At 59.2% G+C, this 21,781-nt stretch carries 24 protein-coding genes and 3 pseudogenes; 17 read left to right on the plus strand and 10 right to left on the minus strand.

Annotated features, from left to right (window positions below):
• Nucleotides 1-13 precede the first annotated feature (13 nt).
• Nucleotides 14-469: a thioesterase domain-containing protein gene (locus AACY49_RS14580; protein ID WP_339524622.1), complete on the plus strand. Its 456-nt coding sequence runs from the start codon at nucleotides 14-16 to the stop codon at nucleotides 467-469.
• Between the two features lie 104 nt (nucleotides 470-573).
• Here AACY49_RS14580 and cysQ read toward each other — a convergent pair whose 3' ends face one another.
• Complete coding sequence (gene cysQ, locus AACY49_RS14585) at nucleotides 574-1,407, minus strand: 3'(2'),5'-bisphosphate nucleotidase CysQ (RefSeq protein ID WP_339524624.1); 834 nt, start codon at nucleotides 1,405-1,407, stop codon at nucleotides 574-576.
• Entirely contained in the window at nucleotides 1,404-1,970 is a 567-nt protein-coding gene (nudE, locus tag AACY49_RS14590) for an ADP compounds hydrolase NudE (protein ID WP_258698033.1), read from the minus strand. Before nudE ends, cysQ begins: the two co-directional genes overlap by 4 nt.
• 172 nt (nucleotides 1,971-2,142) lie before the next feature.
• On the opposite strand from nudE, the gene yrfG reads away from it, so the two are divergent.
• A complete protein-coding gene (yrfG, locus tag AACY49_RS14595; RefSeq protein WP_339524626.1) occupies nucleotides 2,143-2,805 on the plus strand; it encodes a GMP/IMP nucleotidase in 663 nt (220 codons plus the stop codon).
• 119 nt (nucleotides 2,806-2,924) lie between these two features.
• Here the strand turns inward: yrfG and lysM are convergent, their stop codons facing one another.
• Nucleotides 2,925-3,365 (minus strand): peptidoglycan-binding protein LysM, encoded by a 441-nt coding sequence (lysM, locus tag AACY49_RS14600; RefSeq protein WP_339524628.1) that lies wholly within the window; start codon nucleotides 3,363-3,365, stop codon nucleotides 2,925-2,927.
• A 137-nt stretch (nucleotides 3,366-3,502) separates the two neighbouring features.
• Between lysM and AACY49_RS14605 the strand changes: the two genes are divergently transcribed.
• The 4 genes from AACY49_RS14605 to AACY49_RS14620 all read left to right on the plus strand — a co-directional run bounded on the left by AACY49_RS14605 (nucleotide 3,503) and on the right by AACY49_RS14620 (nucleotide 8,423).
• Nucleotides 3,503-4,390 (plus strand): LysR family transcriptional regulator, encoded by an 888-nt coding sequence (locus AACY49_RS14605; RefSeq protein WP_258698036.1) that lies wholly within the window; start codon nucleotides 3,503-3,505, stop codon nucleotides 4,388-4,390.
• A gap of 94 nt (nucleotides 4,391-4,484) precedes the next feature.
• The gene (gene fdhD, locus AACY49_RS14610) at nucleotides 4,485-5,324 is read left to right on the plus strand and encodes a formate dehydrogenase accessory sulfurtransferase FdhD (RefSeq protein WP_258698037.1); all 840 of its coding nucleotides are present in this window, start codon (nucleotides 4,485-4,487) and stop codon (nucleotides 5,322-5,324) included.
• On the plus strand, nucleotides 5,321-7,669 hold the full coding sequence (locus AACY49_RS14615) for an FdhF/YdeP family oxidoreductase (protein WP_339524632.1): 2,349 nt from the start codon (nucleotides 5,321-5,323) through the stop codon (nucleotides 7,667-7,669). The genes fdhD and AACY49_RS14615 overlap by 4 nt, the downstream gene beginning before the upstream one ends.
• 265 nt (nucleotides 7,670-7,934) lie before the next feature.
• On the plus strand, nucleotides 7,935-8,423 hold the full coding sequence (locus AACY49_RS14620) for a glycine zipper domain-containing protein (RefSeq protein WP_258698039.1): 489 nt from the start codon (nucleotides 7,935-7,937) through the stop codon (nucleotides 8,421-8,423).
• Between the two features lie 68 nt (nucleotides 8,424-8,491).
• Here the strand turns inward: AACY49_RS14620 and AACY49_RS14625 are convergent, their stop codons facing one another.
• The 4 genes from AACY49_RS14625 to AACY49_RS14640 all read right to left on the minus strand — a co-directional run bounded on the left by AACY49_RS14625 (nucleotide 8,492) and on the right by AACY49_RS14640 (nucleotide 13,185).
• Nucleotides 8,492-8,923, minus strand: a complete 432-nt coding sequence (locus tag AACY49_RS14625; protein WP_320392567.1) for an acyl-CoA thioesterase — start codon at nucleotides 8,921-8,923, stop codon at nucleotides 8,492-8,494.
• Nucleotides 8,924-9,098: 175 nt separating this feature from the next.
• A complete protein-coding gene (locus tag AACY49_RS14630) occupies nucleotides 9,099-10,325 on the minus strand; it encodes a 3-hydroxyacyl-CoA dehydrogenase (RefSeq protein ID WP_258698041.1) in 1,227 nt (408 codons plus the stop codon).
• Between the two features lie 148 nt (nucleotides 10,326-10,473).
• Nucleotides 10,474-12,408 carry a RecQ family ATP-dependent DNA helicase gene (locus tag AACY49_RS14635; RefSeq protein WP_339524636.1) on the minus strand — a complete coding sequence of 645 codons (1,935 nt, stop codon included), beginning with the start codon at nucleotides 12,406-12,408 and terminating at the stop codon, nucleotides 10,474-10,476.
• 273 nt (nucleotides 12,409-12,681) lie between these two features.
• Nucleotides 12,682-13,185 carry a polysaccharide deacetylase gene (locus AACY49_RS14640; RefSeq protein ID WP_258698043.1) on the minus strand — a complete coding sequence of 168 codons (504 nt, stop codon included), beginning with the start codon at nucleotides 13,183-13,185 and terminating at the stop codon, nucleotides 12,682-12,684.
• 307 nt (nucleotides 13,186-13,492) lie between these two features.
• On the opposite strand from AACY49_RS14640, the gene AACY49_RS14645 reads away from it, so the two are divergent.
• The 8 genes and pseudogenes from AACY49_RS14645 to AACY49_RS31840 form a co-directional block, all read left to right on the plus strand.
• A complete protein-coding gene (locus tag AACY49_RS14645; RefSeq protein WP_258698044.1) occupies nucleotides 13,493-13,786 on the plus strand; it encodes a hypothetical protein in 294 nt (97 codons plus the stop codon).
• A gap of 78 nt (nucleotides 13,787-13,864) precedes the next feature.
• Nucleotides 13,865-14,029, plus strand: coding sequence for an antitoxin PaaA2 family protein (locus AACY49_RS14650; protein WP_339524638.1), 165 nt, complete (start codon nucleotides 13,865-13,867; stop codon nucleotides 14,027-14,029).
• A 333-nt stretch (nucleotides 14,030-14,362) separates the two neighbouring features.
• Nucleotides 14,363-14,662 carry a hypothetical protein gene (locus tag AACY49_RS14655; protein ID WP_258698045.1) on the plus strand — a complete coding sequence of 100 codons (300 nt, stop codon included), beginning with the start codon at nucleotides 14,363-14,365 and terminating at the stop codon, nucleotides 14,660-14,662.
• 69 nt (nucleotides 14,663-14,731) lie between these two features.
• Nucleotides 14,732-15,085, plus strand: coding sequence for a DUF1493 family protein (locus tag AACY49_RS14660; RefSeq protein ID WP_258698046.1), 354 nt, complete (start codon nucleotides 14,732-14,734; stop codon nucleotides 15,083-15,085).
• 82 nt (nucleotides 15,086-15,167) lie between these two features.
• Entirely contained in the window at nucleotides 15,168-15,656 is a 489-nt protein-coding gene (locus AACY49_RS14665; protein WP_339524641.1) for a helix-turn-helix domain-containing protein, read from the plus strand.
• A gap of 118 nt (nucleotides 15,657-15,774) precedes the next feature.
• Nucleotides 15,775-15,906, plus strand: a complete 132-nt coding sequence (locus AACY49_RS14670) for a YhfG family protein (protein ID WP_339524643.1) — start codon at nucleotides 15,775-15,777, stop codon at nucleotides 15,904-15,906.
• A pseudogene (locus tag AACY49_RS14675) lies at nucleotides 15,906-16,554 on the plus strand (Fic/DOC family protein). Before AACY49_RS14670 ends, AACY49_RS14675 begins: the two are co-directional and overlap by 1 nt.
• A pseudogene (locus AACY49_RS31840) lies at nucleotides 16,506-16,622 on the plus strand (DUF1493 family protein); the annotation flags it as partial. The pseudogenes AACY49_RS14675 and AACY49_RS31840, both read left to right, overlap by 49 nt.
• A gap of 147 nt (nucleotides 16,623-16,769) precedes the next feature.
• On the opposite strand, the gene AACY49_RS14680 reads toward AACY49_RS31840, so the two are convergent.
• Together AACY49_RS14680 and hslO are read right to left on the minus strand one after the other, a co-directional pair.
• Nucleotides 16,770-18,311 (minus strand): phosphoenolpyruvate carboxykinase, encoded by a 1,542-nt coding sequence (locus tag AACY49_RS14680; RefSeq protein ID WP_258698048.1) that lies wholly within the window; start codon nucleotides 18,309-18,311, stop codon nucleotides 16,770-16,772.
• A gap of 179 nt (nucleotides 18,312-18,490) precedes the next feature.
• Complete coding sequence (gene hslO, locus AACY49_RS14685; protein WP_258698049.1) at nucleotides 18,491-19,393, minus strand: Hsp33 family molecular chaperone HslO; 903 nt, start codon at nucleotides 19,391-19,393, stop codon at nucleotides 18,491-18,493.
• A 103-nt stretch (nucleotides 19,394-19,496) separates the two neighbouring features.
• Here hslO and AACY49_RS14690 point away from each other — a divergent pair.
• Nucleotides 19,497-19,629: pseudogene (locus tag AACY49_RS14690) on the plus strand (phosphatase PAP2 family protein); the annotation flags it as partial.
• Between the two features lie 7 nt (nucleotides 19,630-19,636).
• Here AACY49_RS14690 and AACY49_RS14695 read toward each other — a convergent pair.
• Nucleotides 19,637-20,047, minus strand: coding sequence for an RNA-binding S4 domain-containing protein (locus tag AACY49_RS14695; protein WP_339524645.1), 411 nt, complete (start codon nucleotides 20,045-20,047; stop codon nucleotides 19,637-19,639).
• A gap of 213 nt (nucleotides 20,048-20,260) precedes the next feature.
• On the opposite strand from AACY49_RS14695, the gene rimB reads away from it, so the two are divergent.
• Both rimB and rimK read left to right on the plus strand, forming a co-directional pair.
• Nucleotides 20,261-20,740: a retropepsin-like aspartic endopeptidase RimB gene (gene rimB, locus AACY49_RS14700; protein ID WP_018929317.1), complete on the plus strand. Its 480-nt coding sequence runs from the start codon at nucleotides 20,261-20,263 to the stop codon at nucleotides 20,738-20,740.
• Nucleotides 20,737-21,642: a 30S ribosomal protein S6--L-glutamate ligase gene (gene rimK / locus AACY49_RS14705; RefSeq protein WP_008005189.1), complete on the plus strand. Its 906-nt coding sequence runs from the start codon at nucleotides 20,737-20,739 to the stop codon at nucleotides 21,640-21,642. The genes rimB and rimK overlap by 4 nt, the downstream gene beginning before the upstream one ends.
• The last annotated feature ends 139 nt before the right edge of the window (nucleotides 21,643-21,781 follow it).

Consider the following 21,781-nt stretch of genomic DNA (forward strand, 5'->3'; position numbering starts at 1 on the left):
AAGAGGCCTTTGAATGAACCGCGACTGTCGTCACCTGGAATCGATCCTCCACCACGACATCCCTCTCACGCGGGACATGGGCCTCAAGGTGCTCGACTGGCACGATCAACAACTGCGCCTGCATCTACCGCTTGCGGCCAATGTCAATCACAAGAGCACCATGTTCGGTGGCAGCCTGTATTGCGGCGCGGTGCTGGCCGGCTGGGGCTGGTTGCATTTGCGTTTGCGCGAAGAAGGCATCGATGACGGGCATATCGTGATTCAGGAAGGGCAGATCAACTATCCGCTGCCGGTCACCTCTGACGCGACGGCGATTTGCCTGGCGCCAAGTGCGGCCGTGTGGAGGAAGTTTGTGGCGATGTATCGACGCTATGGGCGGGCGCGGTTGACACTGCATTCGCGGATCGTGAATACCGGGAGCGAAGAGGATGCGGTGAGGTTTACCGGGCAGTACGTCCTTCACCGATGACTGATCGTTCCCACGCTCTGCGTGGGAATGCAGCCCGTGACGCTCCGCGTCACTGGACGCGGAGCGTCCCTGGAGGCATTCCCACGCGGAGCATGGGAACGATCTTAGTTGCGAGCCAAAGCCAACAACTTCTCCCGCCATACCGCCTTAGCCGGCAGCGCCAAAAAGAACTCATTCAACAACGACTCCCGCGCCGGATAACAGAACGGCTCACCATTCAAATCCAGTACCTCACCGCCCGCGCCTTCCAGCACACCTTGCGCCGCTGCGGTATCCCACTGCGAAGTCGGCGCCAACCGTGGATAACAATCCGCCGCCCCTTCCGCCAGCAGGCAAAACTTCAGCGAACTGCCGATGTTGGCCAATTGCAGCTCACCCAGGCTGTCGCTCAACCCCGCGAGTAACCGCTCCTGTTCAGGGCTCGAATGCCGACGACTGGCGACCACCGTGAAGGCTTCACCCACAGCCGGAACCTCACGAACCTGAATCGGCAACGGCTCGGCACCCTGATCGCCACGCCAGGCCCCGAACCCGGCACCGCCGACATAAAAACGCCCGTTGGTGGGCATCGACACCACGCCGAACACCACACGCCCCTGCTCGATCAGCGCAATGTTGACGGTGAACTCTTCGCTGCCGGAAATGAACTCCTTGGTCCCGTCCAACGGGTCGACCAGCCACCAGCGCTGCCAGCCGGCGCGCACGCTCTGGGGAATGTTGGCGTCCTCTTCGGACAACACCGGGATGCTCGGATCCAGCGCCGTCAACCCGGCCAGAATCACATGGTGAGCGGCCATGTCGGCGGCCGTGACCGGGGAATCATCGGACTTTGCCGTCACGGCAACATTGACGCGCCAGAACGGCAGGATCGCCTCGCCTGCCTTTAAAGCCAGTTCAACGACCGGCGCCATCAACGAATGGGGAAAGTTCAACTTCATGGCAGGAATACCCCACGCTGAGTCAGCAGGTCACGGGCCAGATACAGCGCCGCCAAGGCACGGCCCTCAGTGAATCGCGGATTCTGCGCCAACGCCGACAATTCACGCAGGTTGATCTTGTCCACGCCCATCGGCTCGGGTTCGTCGCCCTCCAAGCGTTCTTCGTACAGATCGGTGGCCAGCACCACCTGAATCTTCTGGCTCATGTAGCCGGGTGACAACGACAACTCGGTCAGATGCTCCAGCTGCCCCGCGCCATACCCGGCCTCTTCCTTGAGCTCCCGCTCGGCCGCCGCCAGCACGTCTTCGCCCGGTTCGATCAAGCCTTTGGGCAGGGACAGTTCGTAGGCATCGGTGCCGCCGCAGTATTCCTCCACCAGCACCGCGTGGTCCGCGTCGAGCATCGCCACGATCATCACCGCGCCATAACCGGCACCTTTGCCGACCAGGCGCTCGTAAGTACGTTCCACGCCGTTGGAAAAGCGCAACTTCAGCTCTTCGACACAGAATAATCGGCTGGTGGCGACAATCTCGCGGGCGAGTACGGTGGGTTTCTGGCGCATAAGAGGCTCCTTGGCGTAAGCGGGTTACTATACCCGGCCTATCCTTAATGCTGGTCAGTTAAGCGCAATTCATGTGGGAGCGGGCTTGTGGCTAGGGGGCTTGAATGACTGGCATCAGGCCTATCCTGATTGTTTATCTCGGATATCTTTTTTACCGCTGGAGAAGTTTTTTATGTCCCTGCTGCCCTGGCGCGACATCGATACCGTTCTGCTGGATATGGACGGCACGCTGCTGGACCTGCACTACGACAACCATTTCTGGATGGAGCATCTGCCAAAGCGTTATGCCGAGCTGCACGGAGTGAGCCTGGCCATGGCGGAGCTGGAATTGCAGCCGCTGTTCGAACGCCATGCCGGTCAGTTGCAGTGGTACTGCCTGGACTTCTGGAGCGCCGAGCTGAAGCTGTCGGTGCGCGAGCTGAAACTGGAAACCGCACACCTGATTGCCCTGCGTCCGGATGCGGACACTTTTCTGGCGGCGATCAAACAGGCCGGCAAGCGCGTGGTGCTGATCACCAATGCTCACCGCGATTCGCTGTCATTGAAGCTGGAAAGAATTGAACTGGCGCCCTATTTCGAGCGGTTGATCAGCTCCCACGATTACGGTTTCGCCAAGGAAGACCCGCAGTTCTGGGATGCCTTGCAGGCCGACATCGGCTTCGACCCGGCGCGCAGTCTGTTTATCGACGATACGTTGCCGATTCTGCGCAGTGCTCGCAATTTTGGCGTGGCACACCTGTTGGCCGTGAGCGAGCCAGACAGCCGCAAAGGGCCGAAGGACACTGCCGAGTTTGCGGCGGTGGGGGATTATCGGGAGCTCATTGCAGGGCTTTAGACCGAGTCGCCTGCATCGCGGGCAAGCCACGCTCCCACAGGGTCTGTGTCGTTCGCATCCTTCGTTAACGACACAATTCCTGTGGGAGCGAGGCTTGCCCGCGAAAGCGATCTCAAGCCTTACTCAGGAATCCGCAACACCTGCCCCGGATAGATCTTGTCCGGGTGTGAAAGCATTGGTTTGTTGGCCTCGAAGATTTTGTTGTACTTGTTCGCGTCGCCGTATTCGGCCTTGGAAATCGCGCTGAGGGTGTCGCCCTTTTTGACGGTGACGAACCGCGCCGCCTGAGCAACCGGGCCGATCACAGTAATCTGGTCATCCACACTACCGACACCGGCAATATTGCCCACGGCCAGCAGAATCTTTTCCTTCTCTTCCTGGCTTGCCACTTCGCCGGTGACAGTGACTTTGTCGCCATCAATGGTCGCCTGAACATTCGGGCTACCCAGGCCGACCTTGCTGATGTGTTCCTTCAACTGCTCGCTGGCGTTGGCATTGCCAGGCGTCAGCAGATCGATAAGTTTTTCGCCTGCTTCTTTCACAAAGCTAAAAATACTCATGGTGCACACTCCTTGGGATTCAGGTTCCAGACGCCCAAGACTAGACCAGTCTTCCGGAGCCCGGTTCCCGGCCGACCAATGACCCAACTCCGCGCAGGCGGTAGAATCGCGAACCTTGCCCGCGCCCTGGAGCGAAGATGGACATCAAGCAGCTCAAATTCCTCATCGCTCTCGACGAAACCCGGCACTTCGGCCAGGCCGCCGCGCGCTGTCACATCACCCAGCCGACCCTGTCCATGCGCCTGCGCAGCCTCGAAGAAGAGCTCGAACTGCCGCTGGTCAACCGCGGCCAACGCTTCGAAGGTTTCACCGCGCCGGGCGAGCGCGTGCTGGCGTGGGCACGTACGGTGCTGGCGGCTTACGACGGTTTGCAGGCCGAAGCGGCAGCCTGTCGTGGCAACCTCGTGGGTACGTTGCGTCTGGGCGTGGTGCCGCTGTCGAGCTTCGACCCGGTGCCACTGATGCAACGCCTGCATGCCGAGCATCCGAACCTGCGCTTCGAACTCTCGGCCCTGAGTTCCGAACAGATCCTCGAACAACTGGCGAACAACCGTCTCGACCTCGGCGTGTCGTACCTGGAGCGTCTGGATGGCGAGCGCTTCGATTCCCTGGCCTTCAACGAAACCCGCATGGGCCTGCTCTACGATCAACGCTTCTTCAGTTTCGGCGAGGCGCCACTGAGCTGGGAGTCGCTGATCGAACTGCCGATGGGCATGCTCACCAGCGGCATGCATTTTCGCCAGTCCATCGACCATAACTTCCACAGCCGTGGCCTGACCCCACAGCCGTTGCTGCAAACCGATGCGGTCCACCAATTGTTACAGGCGGTACACGGCGGCCTGTGTTGCGCGGTCATGCCGCTGAACGGCGGCCTTGAAAACCTCACCGATCACTTGCGTCTGCAACCTATCGAAAGCGCCCAGACCCTCGCCCGGCTGGGGCTGATCATGCGTCGCAGCGCTCCGCGTTCGGCCTTGGCAGAAGCCTGTTTTGCGATCTATCAGAAATCACTGACAGACACTTGATCGACGCCATCTATCGGTAGATCAGTAATAGCGATTAGACGCGACATGTTGACGCGCCTAGGCTTAAAGCTGACCAAACCGTCGGTGATGCCTAATGAACGCCAAGCGCCCCGGCTGCGCGGCGCCTGCTCTTGAAACGCCCGCGCCCACCGCAAGCCAGACATACAGTTACTGCAACCTTGAATACTCCGAATCGTCCAGCACCGCGCTGGCCGAGGAAGTTGCATTGGCGATCGCCTACAACGGCATCAGCCAGGCGGTCATGTTGGTGACGCCGACGGATCTTGAAGACTTCATCGTCGGCTTCAGCCTCGGCAGCGGCATCATCGAAGACGCTTCAGACATCTACGACTTGCAACTCAGCGGCTCGGGGTCGGCGCAATACGCACAAGTGACCATCGCCAACCGCGCCTTCTGGAACCTCAAGCAGCAGCGTCGGCAACTGGCCGGCACCAGCGGTTGCGGGCTCTGCGGCGTGGAAGCGGTGGAGCAAGCATTGCCCGATCTCAAAGTACTGCCCGGCGCCCCGCTGCCCCCGGCCGAATGGCTGGACGGTTTGCGCCATCGCATCGCTGAATTCCAGCCTTTGGGCCAGTATTGCGGCGCGGTGCATGCGGCGGTGTTCATGAATGGCAAAGGCGAATTGCTGCTGGGCCGTGAAGACATCGGCCGGCACAACGCCCTCGACAAGCTGATCGGCGGGTTGATCCGCCAGAAAATTCCGACCACCAATGGCCTGGCGATTGTCACCAGCCGTTGCAGCCTCGAATTGATCCAGAAAGTGTTACGCGCCGGCATCCAGACCCTGGTCAGCCTGTCGTCGCCCACGGGCCTGGCCGTGCAATGGGCCCGTCGACACAACCTCAACCTCATCCACCTGCCGCAGAAAAGTGCGCCGCGGGTCTACAGCCCCGCGACGGAGAATCAAGCGTGAACCAACACCAACAAGCCGACCAGAAACCCGCTCCACGTTACAAGCCCTATAAGGGAGCGGCCGGTGGCTGGGGCGCGCTGGCCAGCGTTGCCCGCGCCTGGTTGACCAGCGACAACGCGTTGAAAAATCTGCGCATGATGCTCAAGACCAACAAGAACGGCGGGTTCGACTGCCCCGGCTGCGCCTGGGGCGATTCTCAGGAAGGCGGCATGGTGATGTTCTGCGAGAACGGCGCCAAAGCAGTGAACTGGGAAGCGACCAAACGGCGTGTCGATGGCGCGTTTTTCGCCAAACACAGCGTTAGCTCGTTGCTGGAGCAAAGTGATTATTGGCTCGAGTACCAGGGCCGTCTGACCGAGCCACTGAGCTACGACGCCGAAACCGATCGTTACAAACCGATCAGCTGGGAAGCGGCATTCTCCTTGATCGCCAAGCATTTGCAAGGCCTGTCGAGCCCGAATCAGGCCGAGTTCTACACCTCGGGCCGCGCCAGCAACGAAGCGGCGTTCCTCTATCAACTGTTCGTGCGCACCTACGGCACCAACAATTTCCCCGACTGCTCGAACATGTGTCACGAAGCCAGCGGTGTGGCATTGGCCCAAAGCGTCGGCGTCGGCAAAGGCACCGTGACCTTCGACGACTTCGAACACGCCGATGCGATTTTTGTCTGGGGCCAGAACCCTGGCACCAACCACCCGCGGATGCTTGAGCCACTGCGCGAAGCGGTGAAACGCGGTGCGCAGGTGGTGTGCATCAACCCGCTGAAAGAGCGCGGCCTGGAACGCTTCCAGCACCCGCAACACCCGATCGAAATGCTCACCAACGGCGACAAGCCGACCAACACCGCGTACTTCCGTCCGGCATTGGGCGGCGACATGGCGATCATGCGCGGCATGGCCAAGTTCCTGCTGCAATGGGAGCGCGATGCGCAGAAGGCTGGTGAGCCTGCGGTGTTCGACCACGACTTCCTCAACGAACACAGCGCCAACGTTCTGGAATACCTCGGCACCGTCGACGACACCCCATGGGAGCAGATCGTCGAGCAGTCCGGACTGACCCTGGTGGAGATCGAGCAAGCGGCGCGCATGTACGCCAAAGGCAAGAACGTGATCATGTGCTGGGCCATGGGCATCACCCAGCATCGCCATTCAGTGGCGACCATCCAGGAAATCGCCAACCTGATGCTGTTGCGCGGCAACATCGGCCGGCCGGGTGCCGGTCTGTGCCCGGTGCGTGGCCACAGTAACGTGCAGGGCGACCGGACGATGGGCATCAACGAACGTCCGCCGGTGGCGTTCCTCGACGCCCTGGAGCGGCGCTTCCAGTTCAAGGTACCCCGTGAAAACGGCCACAACGTGGTCGAGGCGATTCACGCCATGGCCGAAGGCCGTTCGAAAGTCTTCATCGGCCTGGGCGGCAACTTCGCCCAAGCCACCCCGGACAGCCCACGGACCTTCCAGGCCCTGCGCAACTGCGACCTGACCGTGCAGATCAGCACCAAGCTCAACCGCAGCCATCTGACCCACGGTAAAGACGCGCTGATCCTGCCGTGCCTGGGCCGTACCGACATCGATATCCAGACCGAAGGCGCCCAAGCGGTGACCGTGGAAGACTCGTTCAGCATGGTCCACGCCTCCAACGGTCAGTTGCAGCCGCTGTCGAACCAGATGCGCTCGGAACCTGCGATCATCGCCGGTATCGCCGCCGCGACCCTGGGCAGCAAACCGGTGGACTGGAACTGGCTGATAGCGGATTACAGCCGCATCCGCGACCTGATCGCCGACACCATCCCGGGCTTTCGGGACTTCAACGAGAAGATCCAGAACCCGGGCGGTTTCTACCTGGGCAACAGCGCCGGCGCTCGCCGCTGGAACACCCTGTCGGGCCGGGCCAACTTCCGTCCGAACATCCTGCACAAAGACCTGGTGCACGAACGCACCCGCGCCACCGGCGTATTGCCGGACCTGATCATGCAGTCGATGCGCTCCCATGATCAGTACAACACCACCATTTATGGTCTTGATGATCGTTATCGTGGGGTGAAAGGTCAGCGGGATGTGTTGTTCGTCAATGAAGCCGACATCATTCGCCTGGGGTTCAAACCGGGGCAGAAAGCTGACATCGTTTCGCTCTGGGATGATGGCCGTGTGCGGCGGGTGAAGGGCTTTACGCTGCTGGCGTTTGATATCCCTGCCGGGCAAGCGGCCGCTTACTACCCGGAAGTGAACCCGTTGGTGCCGCTGGAAAGCACTGGGGATGGCAGCCATACGCCGACGTCGAAGTTTGTGGCGATCCGCTTGGAAGCGGCGAGTGAAACGGGGTTGATCATGGCCAAGTCGGCTTGACGCGACAGCGGGCTTGCTCGCGAAAGCGGTGGATCATTCAAACAGCTTTTCCGATCCAGCACTTTCCAATCGCCCACAAAAAAGGCCATTTTTATATGAAAACGGCCTTTGCGAAGTAGCTAAAGACCGGCGAAAAATACTTAAGTTCCGCCCAAAAAACAGCAACTTATAGAATTGTGCTCAAGTCGTGTTATTCGTCGGATTTCTATTGTCACAACCCCGACACAGCCTCAGGATCGCGCCGTCATCCCCTTGAGGTTCCTCTATGAAGTTCTCCTCGATTCTCTTGTTGTCCCTTGGCCTGGTCAGTGGCTTCGCGTCTGCTGGCGGCACCACCGAAGCAGGTGTGGGCGGCGCATTGGGCGGGGTTCTGGGCTCGGTCGTCGGTCAATCGCTAGGCGGCAGTACAGGTTCAACCATTGGCGCGGCCCTGGGCGGCGCGGGTGGTAGCGCAGTGGGCGCAGACAGACGCAGCCGTGGCGAAGCCGCCATTGGCGGTGCCTTGGGCGCAGCTGGCGGTAACGTGGTCGGCCGCAGCATGGGCGGCACCACCGGTAGCCTGATCGGCTCCGCAGCAGGCGGCGGCGCCGGTGGCGCGCTGGGTAACTACATGGGCAACAAGAGCGATGACGACGATCGTCGTTCCTACCGTCGTGGTTATGACGATGATGATCGTCGCTACTACCGTGACGGCCATCCGGGTCGCGGCCATGCCTATGGCCATCGCAAGCATCACCATCGCTATCGCGACTGAGGCTTGAATCGCCTCGTTTACCGGTAGATCAAAAAATCGCAGCCCTCGGGCTGCGATTTTTTTTGCCCTCAGCTCGCCAGTCGCTCCAACGCCCCGCGCAACCCGGCAGGAATCGCCACCGGCTGATTCGACGCTCGATCCACGAATACATGCACGAAACGCCCCGCCGCGCAGGCTTCGTCTTCGCCGGCCTTGAACACCGCCAATTCGTATTGCACCGAGCTGTTACCCAGCTTGCCCACCCGCAGGCCGATTTCGATCCGATCCGGGAAGGCGATAGAAGCAAAGTAATCGCAGGCCGAACTCACCACAAAACCCACCACCTCGCCGTCATGGATATCCAGGCCGCCGACTTCGATCAGGTAGGTGTTCACCGCCGTGTCGAAAAAACTGTAGTAGGTGACGTTGTTGACGTGACCGTAGGCGTCATTGTCGTGCCAGCGGGTGGTGATGGGCTGGAAGTGCGGGTAGTCGGTGCGTTGGGGCATCGGGTTGGACATCAGCGTTGGTTCCTGGGGTTGGGTGGCTAGTTTAAGGTGAAACCGCGTCGTACCCCTTCGCGAGCAGGCTCGCTCCCACACTGGATCTCAGTCATACACAAAATCTGTGTTCAATGAAGATCAACTGTGGGAGCGAGCCTGCTCGCGAAGGGGCCTTCACCGACGCCACATAAAATCACATCTCGGCAAACCCTTTACCCTGCGCCGCCAACTCCCCAATCAACCGCGCCGGCGCCCAGTGATCACCCTGCTTGGTCTCAAGCTGCAACAATCGCAGATGAATATCCGCCAACCCTTGCCGATCCGCCCAAGCCATCGGCCCGCCCTTGTCCGCCGGGAAACCATAACCATTGAGGTACACCAGGTCGATGTCATGCGCCGACGCCGCGATGCCTTCCTGAAGAATCTTCGCCCCTTCGTTGACCAGCGCCAGCAAACAGCGCTCCAGAACCTCTTCAGGGTCAATGTCGCGACGCTGGAACCCCAACCCCTCGCTGACTTCCAGCACCAACGCATCGACTTCCAGATCGTGCTCAGCCTGACGACTGCCCGGTTCGTAGTGATAATACCCATCGCCACTCTTCTGCCCGAAGCGCCCCAGCTCGCACAGTCGGTTGTCCACCTGAACCTGCGGCGCATCCTGGCCTTTGCCAGCCAGTTCCCGAGCGCGCCATTCCAGGTCGATGCCGACCACGTCATACATGCGGAACGGCCCCATGGCGAAACCAAAACCTTGCAGCGCTGCATCCACCTGATAAGGCAAAGCACCCTCCAGCAACATCTTGCGCGCTTCGAGCACGTACGGATGCAGCATGCGGTTGCCGATGAAACCGTGGCAATTGCCCGAGACCACGCTGACCTTGCCCATGCGCAGCCCCAGCGCCAGCGCCGCATCAAGCACCGCCGGCGCCGTCTGGGCACCGCGCACGATCTCCAGCAATTTCATGATGTGTGCCGGGCTGAAGAAATGCAGGCCCAGGACCTGATGCGGACGGCGAGTGGCAGCGGCGATCGCGTCGATATCCAGCGCCGAGGTATTGCTGGCCAGAATCGCTTCGGGTTTGAGCAGACCGTCTAGTTCGCGAAAGATGTTCTGCTTCAGCTCGAGATTTTCGTAGACCGCTTCGATAACCAGATCGACATCGCGAATCGCTGCGTAATCGGCAGCCGCCGTCACCCGTGCAATGCGCGCATCCGCCTCGGCCTGATCGATCCGCCCCTGACGCACGTTGTGCGCATAAGTCTCAGCCACGCTGGCGAGCGCCAACTCAAGCATCTGCGGATTGTTATCGACCCACTGCACCGGTACCCCGGCGTTGGCCAGGCACATGACAATGCCACGGCCCATGGTGCCCGCCCCGATCACGGCGGCGCGCTGAATATCGAACAGTGTCTGGCTCATGATTGTTCTCTTGTTGGCGATCCAAAGACAGTCCTCACCATAGTCAGCCCATGGGTGTTTTTGAAGTTTATTCCTGTGATGGGCGACATTCAGCGGATGGATGTGATGGCCTCTTCGCGAGCAAGCCCGCTCCCACATTGACCGTCTTTCAACTTGGCAAATGCGCTTCGGCCCACGCCCGAACCTCGGCATACGGATAATCCTCCAACGCCGCAAACCCCGGAATCGATCGCGCCTTGAGCTTGGTAAACAGCGGCACGCTGATCCCGCACAGAAACCGCGTCACGCGCTCTGCCGATGGAACACTCCCCGTGTGCAGCTCATGCCTGTGGATAAAATCACCGCACAGCGCCTCGAAGCTTTTATCCACAAGCGCCGGCAATTCCGGCGGCTCGGGTAGCCGCGCTACGTGGCCGTGACACACCGAACAATGCCCACACCGCTGCGGTGCGTTTTCGTCGCCGAAGTACTCCGCCAGGCGATAGCCCAGACAGTGGTCGGTGGCGAAGAGATCCAGCATGGCGTGAATCCGTGCAATCTCGGTGCGCTCGTGCTGGGTGAAGCAGGCGTGCAGTTCGGCGCTCAGGGCTTGGGAATCAAAGTCCGTTTTCAGCAGGCTGTAGACCTCGGTCATCTGCTTGCTTTCCAGCTCGACCCAGCCTTTTTCCTGAAAATAGTCCAGCGCCTTGACCACCCGACTGCGCTCGGCGGAATGCTGTTCATACAGTGCATCGAAATTCACCGTGGCCCAGGTCCGTGCGCGGCTGGAAGTCTTGATGATCGCCGAGACGAAGTCCCTGCGCTCACCTTCGAACCGGGCCAGCAACGCTTCGGGCTCCTGCAAATACTTGAAGCGGTATTCGGCGTAATAGGCATAGCGCGGAGCGATCAACCCCCGCAGCTCCAGCTGTACCAGCAAGGTCTTGAGCGGTAACTGGCGAATGTTGCTCTGATCGGCCAAAGGCCCCAGCAGAAACTCCCACTGCCCCTCGGGCGCGGCGGCTTGCAGCTCATCGAGCACGCAACGAATGCCGTCCAGCTCCGGCGTGTCGCCGTAGACGAAGTTTTCCAGCACGTTGAGGCTGTCACGGTTGGCCAATACAAGGCAGTCGGACGGCTGCCCGTCACGGCCGGCGCGGCCGATTTCCTGGCTGTAGTTTTCGATGGATTTGGGCAAGTCGAAATGCACCACATTGCGGATATCGCTTTTATCGATACCCATGCCGAAGGCGATGGTGGCGACGATGCAATTGGACTGCCCGCCCATGAACCGCTTCTGTATCCCTTCCCGTTGTTCGTGGGGCAAACCGGCGTGATAGGCCTCGGCCTGAATGCCATTCCTGCTCAAATGCTCGGCAATGTGCTCGGCGGTTTTCTGCAGGGTGACGTAGACGATGCTCGGCTGGTCGGGGCGCTGGCTCATCCATTCGACGAGACGTCGGCGCTTGTCCTGACCGCGTACCGGCTCCACCAACAAATTGAGGTTGGGTCGGTAGAAACCGGTGGTCACCACATCTTCAGGGGCGATGGCGAATCTGGCTTCCATGTCGGCGATCACCTTGGGTGTCGCGGTGGCGGTCAACAGCAGAGCCTGGGGAATGTTGAACTGGCGCTGATAGTCCGGCAGCTTGAGGTAGTCGGGGCGGAAGTTGTGGCCCCACTCGGAGATGCAGTGGGCCTCGTCCACCACCAGCAGCGAGATTGGCACCTGCTGCAAAAAATGGCGGAAGCGCTCGTTCTTCAAGCGCTCCACGGAAATCATCAGAATCTTCAATTCCCCGGACTTCGCGCGGGCCATCACATCGCTGGCGTCATCGCGGCTCTGGGCCGAATCGATACTGCCCGCCGCAATCCCGTGGCGCTGCAAGAACGCCAACTGATCCTGCATCAACGCCAGCAAAGGCGACACAACCAATGTCAGGTGCGGCAGCAACAAGGCCGGTAATTGATAGCAAAGAGACTTGCCCGAGCCGGTAGGGAAAATCGCCGCCGCCGAGCGCCCGGCCAGCACCGCGCTGACCGCCGCCTCCTGGCCGGGCCGAAACTGTGGATAACCGAAAACCTGTTCCAGGGTGTTGTGCATAAGCTGTCACTCCGTTGACCGCTGCGAAGCCCAAAGCCTAGCCGGCGAACGCAGCGAGTCGAGAAAAGGTCGGGGGCAAAAACGATACCGGATGATACAGCGGATAGTTCGGGGAGACTGCAAGGCTTGGAGAATGGGGCGGCTGGCAGATCGCTTTCGCGAGCAAGCCCGCTCCCACAGTTGACCGCGCTCTTACCTGGGGACCCGGTCTAATGTGGGAGCGGGCTGGCTCGCGAAGAGGCCAGCACAATCAGCGCCAAACCATCAGCGAACTCAAGGCATCAACACCGCCACCCGCAGTTGCTCATCCAGCGCCTGCTCATGGAACACCTGGCTCCTGCTCGCCCAAACGGCATGGGCCGGGCTGATTTCGCCGGTGAACGCCGCCGCCAGCTGACGCAAATCGGCGACGCTGCGCACACGCGGGCAGAAGGGTTCATCGTCGCAGTTCTGACTGGCGCTGCGGTAGGTGACCAGCAACCGATCCCACAACCCGTCACGCACTTGCCTGACCGACTTCAGCTTCACAGCCTGCACGCCCAGTCGCTGTTTCAGCCCCTGTTCATCCAGCGCTTCGCTGGCCAGCAGCGCCTTGCCCACCATCAGCACCTCGGCACGGGACGCGGTGTCGACGTCTGCCTGGCTAGTCAGCGCATCCGGCCAACCGGTGCGGGCCATGTTGGCAAGGAGCACCGAATGACCGACGTCGGCAGCGCCCGCCATCCGACAAACACCGGCCCATAGCAATAAAATCGAGGCCATACGGAGCCACTGCATACCTAATTCCCTTTAGCGTGTAACGGACGCTTAGAAACGTCCTATAGATTCTGGCGCGCACCATACAGAGGTTTGCTGAGAAGCGCCTGACAATCCCGTAGGAATATCGACCTCTAGGGGAAAAGCTTAAAAAATAGTCGGGGTGTGCGTAGGAAAAGGGCGATAACGCCGGTAATCCCCCTACAAAACCTGTCCATTTTCAGCACCTTGCGGCGCCTCGGCGCGTCCCTCTATAGTTTTCGACGCGGCTGAAACACTGTGTCGGCCTGCCGGCGAGACTGCCCGACTTTCCACAGGACTGACTTCGATGAACACGCGCCACTCATTAACAGACCGCTATCGCCCGCTCAAAACCAGCTACAGCGACACCCCGGTGTTGGTCATCGACACCGAAGCCAGCCCGCACGAAATCCTCGACGCCGCCCGCCAACGCATCCGCGCCGCCAGCGACCTGCTCGAAACGCTCTATTGCCTGTGCTTTAAACAGGCCGACGTGAAAGACATTCCCAACATCGTCAACGCGCTGTACCTGCTGACCCAGGACGGCAACGAACTGCTCGAAATCGCCCGACAACGCCTGCCGAAAACCACAGCGGTTTGATGCAAAAAACAACCCCCAACTCCACCACAATCCCCCTGTGTGGGCTTGCTCGCGAAGAACGATAACGCGGTCCACCAGATGAGAAGCGAAACATCCGACACTCAACAACTCGACAAAACGGCCTGCGACGCATGGTTCAAAGCACAAGTACAAACCAGCCTCGACGCCCCTCGCCCCAGCATTCCAGATGAAGAAGTCACACACCTGATGGCAATCAAACGAGACAAATTGCTCAAGCGATGAGTCTGTAAGCAACGCCCTATCTAAGCTTCATCCCGGTCCTACAACCGAAGACACCTTGTCGCCTATCGCCACCCGGTGGCTCACACCTATAGTCGTGACTGTCGCTGCCAAATCAGCGGCTCGGGCTTGGTCACCCGATGGAATACATAAACGCGTCCGTTGTATGCTGCCGGCACTCAAGTGTCTGCACGCTATATGGTGGCTGTGTTTGGGACGCCTTAAGGCGTGCCGGCCTTTATGGATTCCACCGGTTGACCAACCCGAACACAGTCCGCCTCCATCGCTTGGTCACGATGGTGGTGGCTTCATCTGATGCATTTGAGAATACATAAAATGAATAAATGGAATCCGTCCACAAACAATCGCTACCTCCCGCTCCAAACCAATCTCACCGATTCGCCGCCCCTGATCATCGACACAGAGACCAACCCCCAAGACATCCTCGAAGCCGCCCTCCAACGCATCCGGGCCTCCAGTGATCTCCTCAAAACCCTGCACTGCACTTGCTTCAAAGACGGTGATGTCGAAGACATTCCCCACATCACCCACGCACTCTTCTTGCTAACCCAGGATGGCTGCGACCTGCTACAAGTCGCCCAACAACGCATGATGGGCTGGAAAGCGCCGGCCTGACGCTGAGTGAAGATCGTTCCCACGCTCCGCGTGAGAACGATCAAACATACCCCTTACGGACGATGCACCATGAACCTCGCTCCCAACTTCCCCGACGATCACACCATGCACCTGCTCATGCAGTTGCTGCACGAAGAACTCGGCCTGCCCGAACGCAAAACCATCAGTCTCACCACCTCGATCAACTTCGACCTGGGCTGCAACGGTGCTGATGCGCTGCATTTGATGGAAGCGTTGGAAGAACAGTTCGGGATCGATTTCGTGGACTACGATGCCTATCGCTACTTTCAGCCGGATGGTTTTGATGTGCATTTCAAGCGCAGGGCAAAGGGGCGCGGTGACAAAGTCCCCCTGACCATCGGCATGCTCTATCAAGCCATCAAGACCCAACGCTGGGATACACAGGAACTGGAAAGCCAATAAAGCAGATGCCGCGTCTGAAACAGCACGCACAACTGCAATTATTCTGGCTCTATCACCTCAGAAGTGAAGGCATATTAGCTTCATGGCTAGAAAAACAGCGCCACTGCTCCCGCGTATTGCACGACTGCTTACCGACCTCGGCGAACGCCTAAAACTGGCTCGTTTACGTCGAAGGCCGACAGCGAAACAAGTGGCAGAGCGAGCCGGTATGTCTGTCATGACATTGCGTTCTCTGGAGTCTGGTGGTGCGGGGGTGACAATGGGTGCTTATCTGTCGGTGATGCACGCATTGGGTCTGGAGCAAGACTTGAACAAGATAGGCGAATCCGATGAAACGGGACGTCGACTACAAGATGCTCAGTTAAGTCGAGCCCCAGGCCAAAAGGCTAAAAAACCAGGGCGCGAACCAAGCATAACCGCCACCAAAGCAAGCAAACCATCCGGCGCTCAGACAGGTAGCGTTATTCGTAAGTGGTCTCTCAGCGAGAGTGATCTTCGCGACTTCCCGCTGAATACCCACTCGCTGTCCGCTTTACTGACAAGAAAAAACAAGCCAGCCCCCAACACATAACGAGTGAGGCATATTCTGGCGCGCATGGCTCAAAGGCTGGAAAAACCTGCAGTCTAGAAGCTCCAAAGCATCAAAAATACCAACCTATTTGCCAGGTCGTTTGAGCCACACTTGAACATTGCACCCCCGCCGGTCGAACTACTTGGCGAGCTTGCGTCTTGAAGGCTTCGACACCACGTGTGCCGATGCCGAAAAGCCGCTCCCGACACGGGAATCGGTACTCAAAAAATATCGTCAGAATCCACGTTAATGGTGGATAAATACGGGGTCGGCCAAGACCCCTATTGTTACGCCGATAGCGACGTTCTGCATAACCTGCTCAACATCCAGGAAGCAGCTACAAAAAGCAGAGCGAGAACTCTCAGAAATTGCCGTCAGCAAACTTCGTCTCCTTCCCCCTCCGTACGACCTCTGCCTCCTGAAGCATATTCATAAGTCCCTGTTTTGTGACGTCTACGAATGGGCCGGATTGCTAAGAACAGTGAATATCCAGAAGGGCGACACGCTTTTTTGTACGGCAGAACGAATCATCCCGGAAGCCGAAAAGATCTTTCGTGCCATGGAATGCGCTGCCTGGTTCGTAGGCAGCAGTAAAGCTGAGCTAGTTGTTAACGTTGCTGAGACATACGGCGACCTAAACGTTATCCACCCCTTTCGTGAAGGAAACGGTCGAGCTCAACGCATTTTGTTTGAACAAATCATCATCAACGCAGGATTTGCAGTCGATTGGTGGCTTGTAAAAGACGCCGCGTGGATCCCGGCTAACATCGACGCCGTAACGTGCGACTACCGTGGGCTGGAAGCTATTTTCGAGCGTTGCATTGGTGACCCGTTGGACACGTCGATACCGTGTACCTCAAGCACCGGGCCAAGGGACGTGGCGACAAAGTCCCGCTAACCATTGGCATGCTCTATAAAGCAATCAAGAAGCAACGGTGGGACACGCGGGAAGTGGAAGAGACCTAGTGGTTCAAGACAGCAGAAGTGGAATTATTCTGGCTGTTTAGCGTGTTTACTGCGGGAATATTGCCAGTTCTGCTTCAAGGGAAATGAATCAGCGCCCACAAAAAAGCCGCCCCAAAGGGCGGCTTTCTCATTACATCAAACCAGCTCTTACAACTTCGGCCCAGCAGCCTTGATCGCGTCGCTCACATCAAACTTCTTGAAGTTCTCAACAAACAACCCAGCCAGCGCCTTGGCAGCCTCATCATAAGCAGCCTTGTCAGCCCAGGTGTTACGTGGGTTCAACAGGCCAGTCTCAACGCCCGGCACAGCCAATGGCACGTCAAGGTTGATGGTGTCCAAGTGCTCAGTCTCAGCACCGATCAACGCGCCGCTCTGGATCGCTGCGATCACGCCGCGGGTGGTCGGGATGTTGAAGCGTTTGCCGACGCCGTAGCCGCCGCCGGTCCAGCCGGTGTTGACCAGGTAGACCTTGGAGCCGAAGCCGCGGATGCGTTTGATCAGCAGTTCGGCGTATTCGCCAGCCGGACGCGGGAAGAACGGTGCGCCGAAGCAGGTGGAGAAGGTCGACTTGATGCCGCTGCCGGAACCCATTTCGGTTGAGCCCACCAGTGCGGTGTAGCCGGACAGGAAGTGGTAAGCGGCTTGTTCTTCATTGAGGATCGACACTGGCGGCAGCACGCCGGTCAGGTCGCAGGTCAGGAAGATCACTGCGTTCGGCTCGCCACCGAGGTTCTTCTCGGAACGCTTGGCAACGTGCTCAAGTGGGTAAGCAGCGCGGCTGTTCTGGGTCAGGCTGACATCGGTGTAGTCGGCGTGCTTGGCGTCGTCGATAACGACGTTTTCCAAGACTGCGCCGTGCTTGATGGCTTTCCAGATGACTGGCTCGTTCTTCTCGGACAGGTCGATGCACTTGGCATAGCAACCGCCTTCGATGTTGAACACCACGCCCTCGCCCCAGCCGTGCTCGTCGTCACCGATCAGGTAACGGCTTTCGTCGGCGGACAGGGTGGTCTTGCCGGTGCCGGACAGACCGAAGAACAGGGTCACGTCGCCCTCTTCGCCTATGTTGGCGGCGCAGTGCATTGGCAACACATCGGCGGCCGGCAGCAGGAAGTTCTGCACCGAGAACATGGCTTTCTTCATTTCGCCGGCGTAACGCATGCCCGCCAGCAGCACTTTCTTCTGGGCGAAGTTGATGATCACGCAGCCGTCGGAGTTGGTGCCGTCACGCTCTGGCACGCACTCGAAGTTGGCGACGTTGAGGACTTGCCACTCTTCACGACCGGCCGGGTTGTACTGGGCCGGATTGATGAACAGGCAACGACCGAACAGGTTCTGCCAGGCAGTCTGGGTGGTCATTTTCACGGCTAGGTAATGCTCTTCAGCCGAACCTACGTGCACGTGGGAAACGAAATGCTCTTGCGCGTTGTTGAACGCCTCGACGCGAGCCCACAGGGCATCGAACTTGTCGGCCGGGAACTTGCGGTTGATCGGGCCCCAGGCAATGGCGTCCTGGGTGGTCGGCTCTTCAACGATAAAACGATCGACTGGCGAACGGCCGGTACGGTGACCGGTGCGAACAACCAGCGCGCCGGTATCGGCAAGCTCGCCTTCACCGCGATTCAGGGCTTGTTTAACCAGATCATCAACACTTAGATCGGTGTACACGGCGTTATTGGCTTGCGTCATGAGGTTCCCCGTCGGCCAGTGGCCGAGTGCTCCAAACGTTTTGTAGTAGAAAGTCGTGCACTACTACCGCGAAAAAAGTGGGCCGGATTATGCCAGAAAAGCCCAAAAAGTGTAGGGCCCTCCCGTCAGAACGGCGTTATTCCGGCGTTAAGCAGTGAATTTACCTGCGCTGAAGCGTTTTAGTGCCGGGTATATGACGGCGTATCAACCCCTGCACCGGCGAATAATTGGGTGATATCGGCCGCATCGAACAGGTAGCGCTCATTGCAAAACTGGCAATCGATCTCGATGCTGCCGCCATGTTCAACCACCAGTTTCTGAGCATCTTCCAGACCCAGACTGACCAGCGCATTGCCCGAGCGTTCCCGAGAGCAGCTGCAACGGAAGCGTAGTTTCTGCACATCGAACAGGCGCACTTGCTCTTCATGGTAGAGGCGATGGAGCACGGTTTCGTTGTCCAGGCTCAGCAATTCATCGGCGGTCAGGGTGCCACCCAGCGCGGTGATGTGCTGCCAGCTGGCAGCACGCTCTTCTTCGTCTTTCAGACGATCGGCAGGCAATTGCTGCAGCAACAGACCACGGGCACGACGGCCGTCGGCGTACAGCCAGAAACGCGTACCAACCTGCTGCGACATGACGAAATAGTTGGTGAAGCATTCCGACAGGGTCGCACCGTCGAGGTCGACGATACCCTGGTAACGCTGACCCTGGGTCGGGTCGACGGTCAGCGCCAACACGCCATTGGGCATCAGGTCGGCGAGGGTCGCATCCGGCGCGATCTGCTCGGCGTGATAACGGGCCAGGCCGCGAATTTCGCGCTCGCTGGAGCACTCGATCATCAGCAACGGCACCGGACCTTCGGAACGGGCCTGAAGAATCAGCAAGCCATCGAACTTCAAGGTGCCAACCAGCAACGCTGCCGCGGCCATCAGCTCGCCCAGCAGTTGCGCGACCGGCTCCGGATAGGCGTGTTTGGCGAGGACTTCGGCATAGCTACGCTCCAACGCCACCAGTTCGCCGCGGGTGTCGCTGTCATCGAAGATGAAGCGTTGGGTGTAGTCGGTATCCGGTAGATCGGTCATAGGTCTGGGTATCTGAATTGGTGACAAAAAAAAGGTTACAAAAATGGAGGTCGCGCAATGGCAGCGCTTTTGAGTGCGCCAAGTTCAGCCATGGAGGCATTTTATGGACAATCCGGGGTTGTTCCAAGCAAGGCCAAACCTCGGTTTTCGACGAGCGGTATTTTCAACTGCTCAATGCGTCGCTGGCGAATACCCCCATATGGCTGCACAGGTGGGCGATTGCAAGTCTGCACCCGACGGCCGTCACTGCTCGTCGTTGCTGCTGCCACGAAACTTGAACAGATCCCGGCGCTGCTTCTTGCTCGGCTTGCCGTCGGTGCTCACGCCCAACGCCCCGGCCTTGCGCATGGCCGCAGCCGCTTCGCGCTTGGCAACGCTGGCTTCGGTTTCGGCATACAGGGCCTGAGCCTGCGGCGCGCCACGGCGCACGATCGACAGCGCCTGGACCACCACCGTGCGCTCTTCGAAGCCCGTGCGGATCTGAAACTCGTCGCCGACCCTCGGCTCCTTGCCCGGCTTGCAGCGCTCGCCCCGGCAATGCACCTTGCCACTTTCAATCGCGGCCTTGGCCAAGGCACGTGTTTTATAAAAACGCGCGGCCCACAACCATTTATCGAGACGGACCTTGTCGTCCTCTTCGCTTTTTTGTGCCATGGAATGACCTCATTCTGAAATATCGATGAACTGTACTACCGTTTCTGTCGTGCCATGAATCACCACGCTGTGGATTAGAATGCAGGCATTCCCCCCCGTGTGAGGGATGAAAATCCGGGCAGTAGATATCTGTCGCCTTTTACCCATTATTCTGCGTGAATACCGCGAATTCGGCCGCACGCGGCCTGAGCGGTTTTTGCCGGTTGAGCACTTTTGAAGACATTTGACCATTTGACCGTTGTCGGTCTGCGCGAGTGGGTGGCGCTCCCGGATTTGGGAGTCGCGGGCCTTCGGGCAAAAATCGACACCGGCGCCAGCACCTCCAGCCTGCATGCCACCGACATCGAGCCGTTCGAGCGCGACGGCGAACAGTGGGTGCGCTTCACCGCGCACCTGGGCACGGTGGTGCAATTGCGGCACCGGCGCTGCGAAGCACCGCTGGTGACGATGAAAACCATTAAAAGCTCCAACGGCCACGCGCAGATGCGCTACGTGGTCAGCACCACCCTGGCCCTCGGTGATCGGGTCTGGCGGGTCGAGTTCACCCTCGCCTGCCGCAAGTCCATGCGTTATCGCCTGTTACTCGGCTCCAAAGCCCTGATCGACGGCCAGTTAGTGGTCAATCCGGGCATCAAGTATGTACAAGACAAGCCGGTGTTCCCGGTATCTACCCTCTCCACAGGTGTTGCATGAAGATCGCTGTGCTGTCGCGGAACCCGCGTCTGTATTCCACCCGTCGTCTGGTCGAAGCCGGTATGGAGCGTGGCCATGAAATGGTGGTGATCGATACCCTGCGCGCCTACATGAACATTGCCAGTCACAAGCCGCAAATCCACTACCGCGGCAAACCGCTGGAAGGTTTCGATGCGGTGATCCCGCGGATCGGTGCATCGGTAACGTTTTATGGCTGCGCGGTGCTGCGCCAGTTCGAAATGATGGGGGTGTTTCCGCTCAACGAATCGGTGGCCATCGCCCGTTCGCGAGACAAACTGCGTTCGCTGCAATTGCTGTCGCGCCGAGGGATCGGTTTACCGGTCACCGGTTTTGCCCACTCCCCGGACGACATTCCCGACTTGATCGAGATGGTCAACGGCGCGCCGCTGGTGATCAAGGTGCTGGAAGGCACCCAGGGCATCGGCGTGGTGCTGTGTGAAACGGCGACGGCGGCAGAGTCAGTGATCGAGGCGTTCATGGGCCTGAAGCAGAACATCATGGTTCAGGAATACATCAAGGAAGCCGGCGGCGCGGACATTCGTTGTTTCGTGGTTGGCGACAAGGTGATTGCGGCGATGAAGCGCCAGGCCAAGCCGGGGGAGTTTCGCTCCAACCTGCATCGCGGTGGCAGTGCGAGCCTGATCAAGATCACCCCGGAGGAACGCATGACCGCATTGCGCGCGGCGAAGGTCATGGGTTTAGCTGTGGCGGGGGTGGATATCCTGCGCTCCAATCACGGGCCGCTGGTGATGGAAGTGAACTCGTCGCCGGGGCTGGAAGGGATTGAAACCACCACCGGGAAGAACGTGGCGGGGATCATCATTGAGCATCTGGAGAAGAATGGCGGGCCGAATATGACGCGGACCAAAGGGAAAGGTTGAAGCTTACTCGGTCCCTGTGGCGAGGGAGCTTGCTCCCGCTGGAGGCCGAAGGACTCCCGATTCCGGCAACCGTATTCTTTTATTGAAATACGGTTGCCGGGTTTTGCGGCTGCTGCGCAACCGAGCGGGAGCAAGCTCC

This window comes from Pseudomonas sp. EL_65y_Pfl2_R96 (assembly GCF_963970905.1).
Classification (GTDB): domain Bacteria; phylum Pseudomonadota; class Gammaproteobacteria; order Pseudomonadales; family Pseudomonadaceae; genus Aquipseudomonas.

Bases quoted from the DNA above. Each gene is read 5' to 3' on its own strand.
- AACY49_RS14580 (WP_339524622.1), top strand. From the start codon at position 14: ATGAACCGCGACTGTCGTCACCTGGAATCGATCCTCCACCACGACATC.
- cysQ (WP_339524624.1), bottom strand. From the start codon at position 1,407: ATGAAGTTGAACTTTCCCCATTCGTTGATGGCGCCGGTCGTTGAACTG.
- nudE (WP_258698033.1), bottom strand. From the start codon at position 1,970: ATGCGCCAGAAACCCACCGTACTCGCCCGCGAGATTGTCGCCACCAGC.
- yrfG (WP_339524626.1), top strand. From the start codon at position 2,143: ATGTCCCTGCTGCCCTGGCGCGACATCGATACCGTTCTGCTGGATATG.
- lysM (WP_339524628.1), bottom strand. From the start codon at position 3,365: ATGAGTATTTTTAGCTTTGTGAAAGAAGCAGGCGAAAAACTTATCGAT.
- AACY49_RS14605 (WP_258698036.1), top strand. From the start codon at position 3,503: ATGGACATCAAGCAGCTCAAATTCCTCATCGCTCTCGACGAAACCCGG.
- fdhD (WP_258698037.1), top strand. From the start codon at position 4,485: ATGAACGCCAAGCGCCCCGGCTGCGCGGCGCCTGCTCTTGAAACGCCC.
- AACY49_RS14620 (WP_258698039.1), top strand. From the start codon at position 7,935: ATGAAGTTCTCCTCGATTCTCTTGTTGTCCCTTGGCCTGGTCAGTGGC.
- AACY49_RS14625 (WP_320392567.1), bottom strand. From the start codon at position 8,923: ATGTCCAACCCGATGCCCCAACGCACCGACTACCCGCACTTCCAGCCC.
- AACY49_RS14630 (WP_258698041.1), bottom strand. From the start codon at position 10,325: ATGAGCCAGACACTGTTCGATATTCAGCGCGCCGCCGTGATCGGGGCG.
- AACY49_RS14635 (WP_339524636.1), bottom strand. From the start codon at position 12,408: ATGCACAACACCCTGGAACAGGTTTTCGGTTATCCACAGTTTCGGCCC.
- AACY49_RS14640 (WP_258698043.1), bottom strand. From the start codon at position 13,185: ATGCAGTGGCTCCGTATGGCCTCGATTTTATTGCTATGGGCCGGTGTT.
- AACY49_RS14645 (WP_258698044.1), top strand. From the start codon at position 13,493: ATGAACACGCGCCACTCATTAACAGACCGCTATCGCCCGCTCAAAACC.
- AACY49_RS14650 (WP_339524638.1), top strand. From the start codon at position 13,865: ATGAGAAGCGAAACATCCGACACTCAACAACTCGACAAAACGGCCTGC.
- AACY49_RS14655 (WP_258698045.1), top strand. From the start codon at position 14,363: ATGAATAAATGGAATCCGTCCACAAACAATCGCTACCTCCCGCTCCAA.
- AACY49_RS14660 (WP_258698046.1), top strand. From the start codon at position 14,732: ATGAACCTCGCTCCCAACTTCCCCGACGATCACACCATGCACCTGCTC.
- AACY49_RS14665 (WP_339524641.1), top strand. From the start codon at position 15,168: ATGGCTAGAAAAACAGCGCCACTGCTCCCGCGTATTGCACGACTGCTT.
- AACY49_RS14680 (WP_258698048.1), bottom strand. From the start codon at position 18,311: ATGACGCAAGCCAATAACGCCGTGTACACCGATCTAAGTGTTGATGAT.
- hslO (WP_258698049.1), bottom strand. From the start codon at position 19,393: ATGACCGATCTACCGGATACCGACTACACCCAACGCTTCATCTTCGAT.
- AACY49_RS14695 (WP_339524645.1), bottom strand. From the start codon at position 20,047: ATGGCACAAAAAAGCGAAGAGGACGACAAGGTCCGTCTCGATAAATGG.
- rimK (WP_008005189.1), top strand. From the start codon at position 20,737: ATGAAGATCGCTGTGCTGTCGCGGAACCCGCGTCTGTATTCCACCCGT.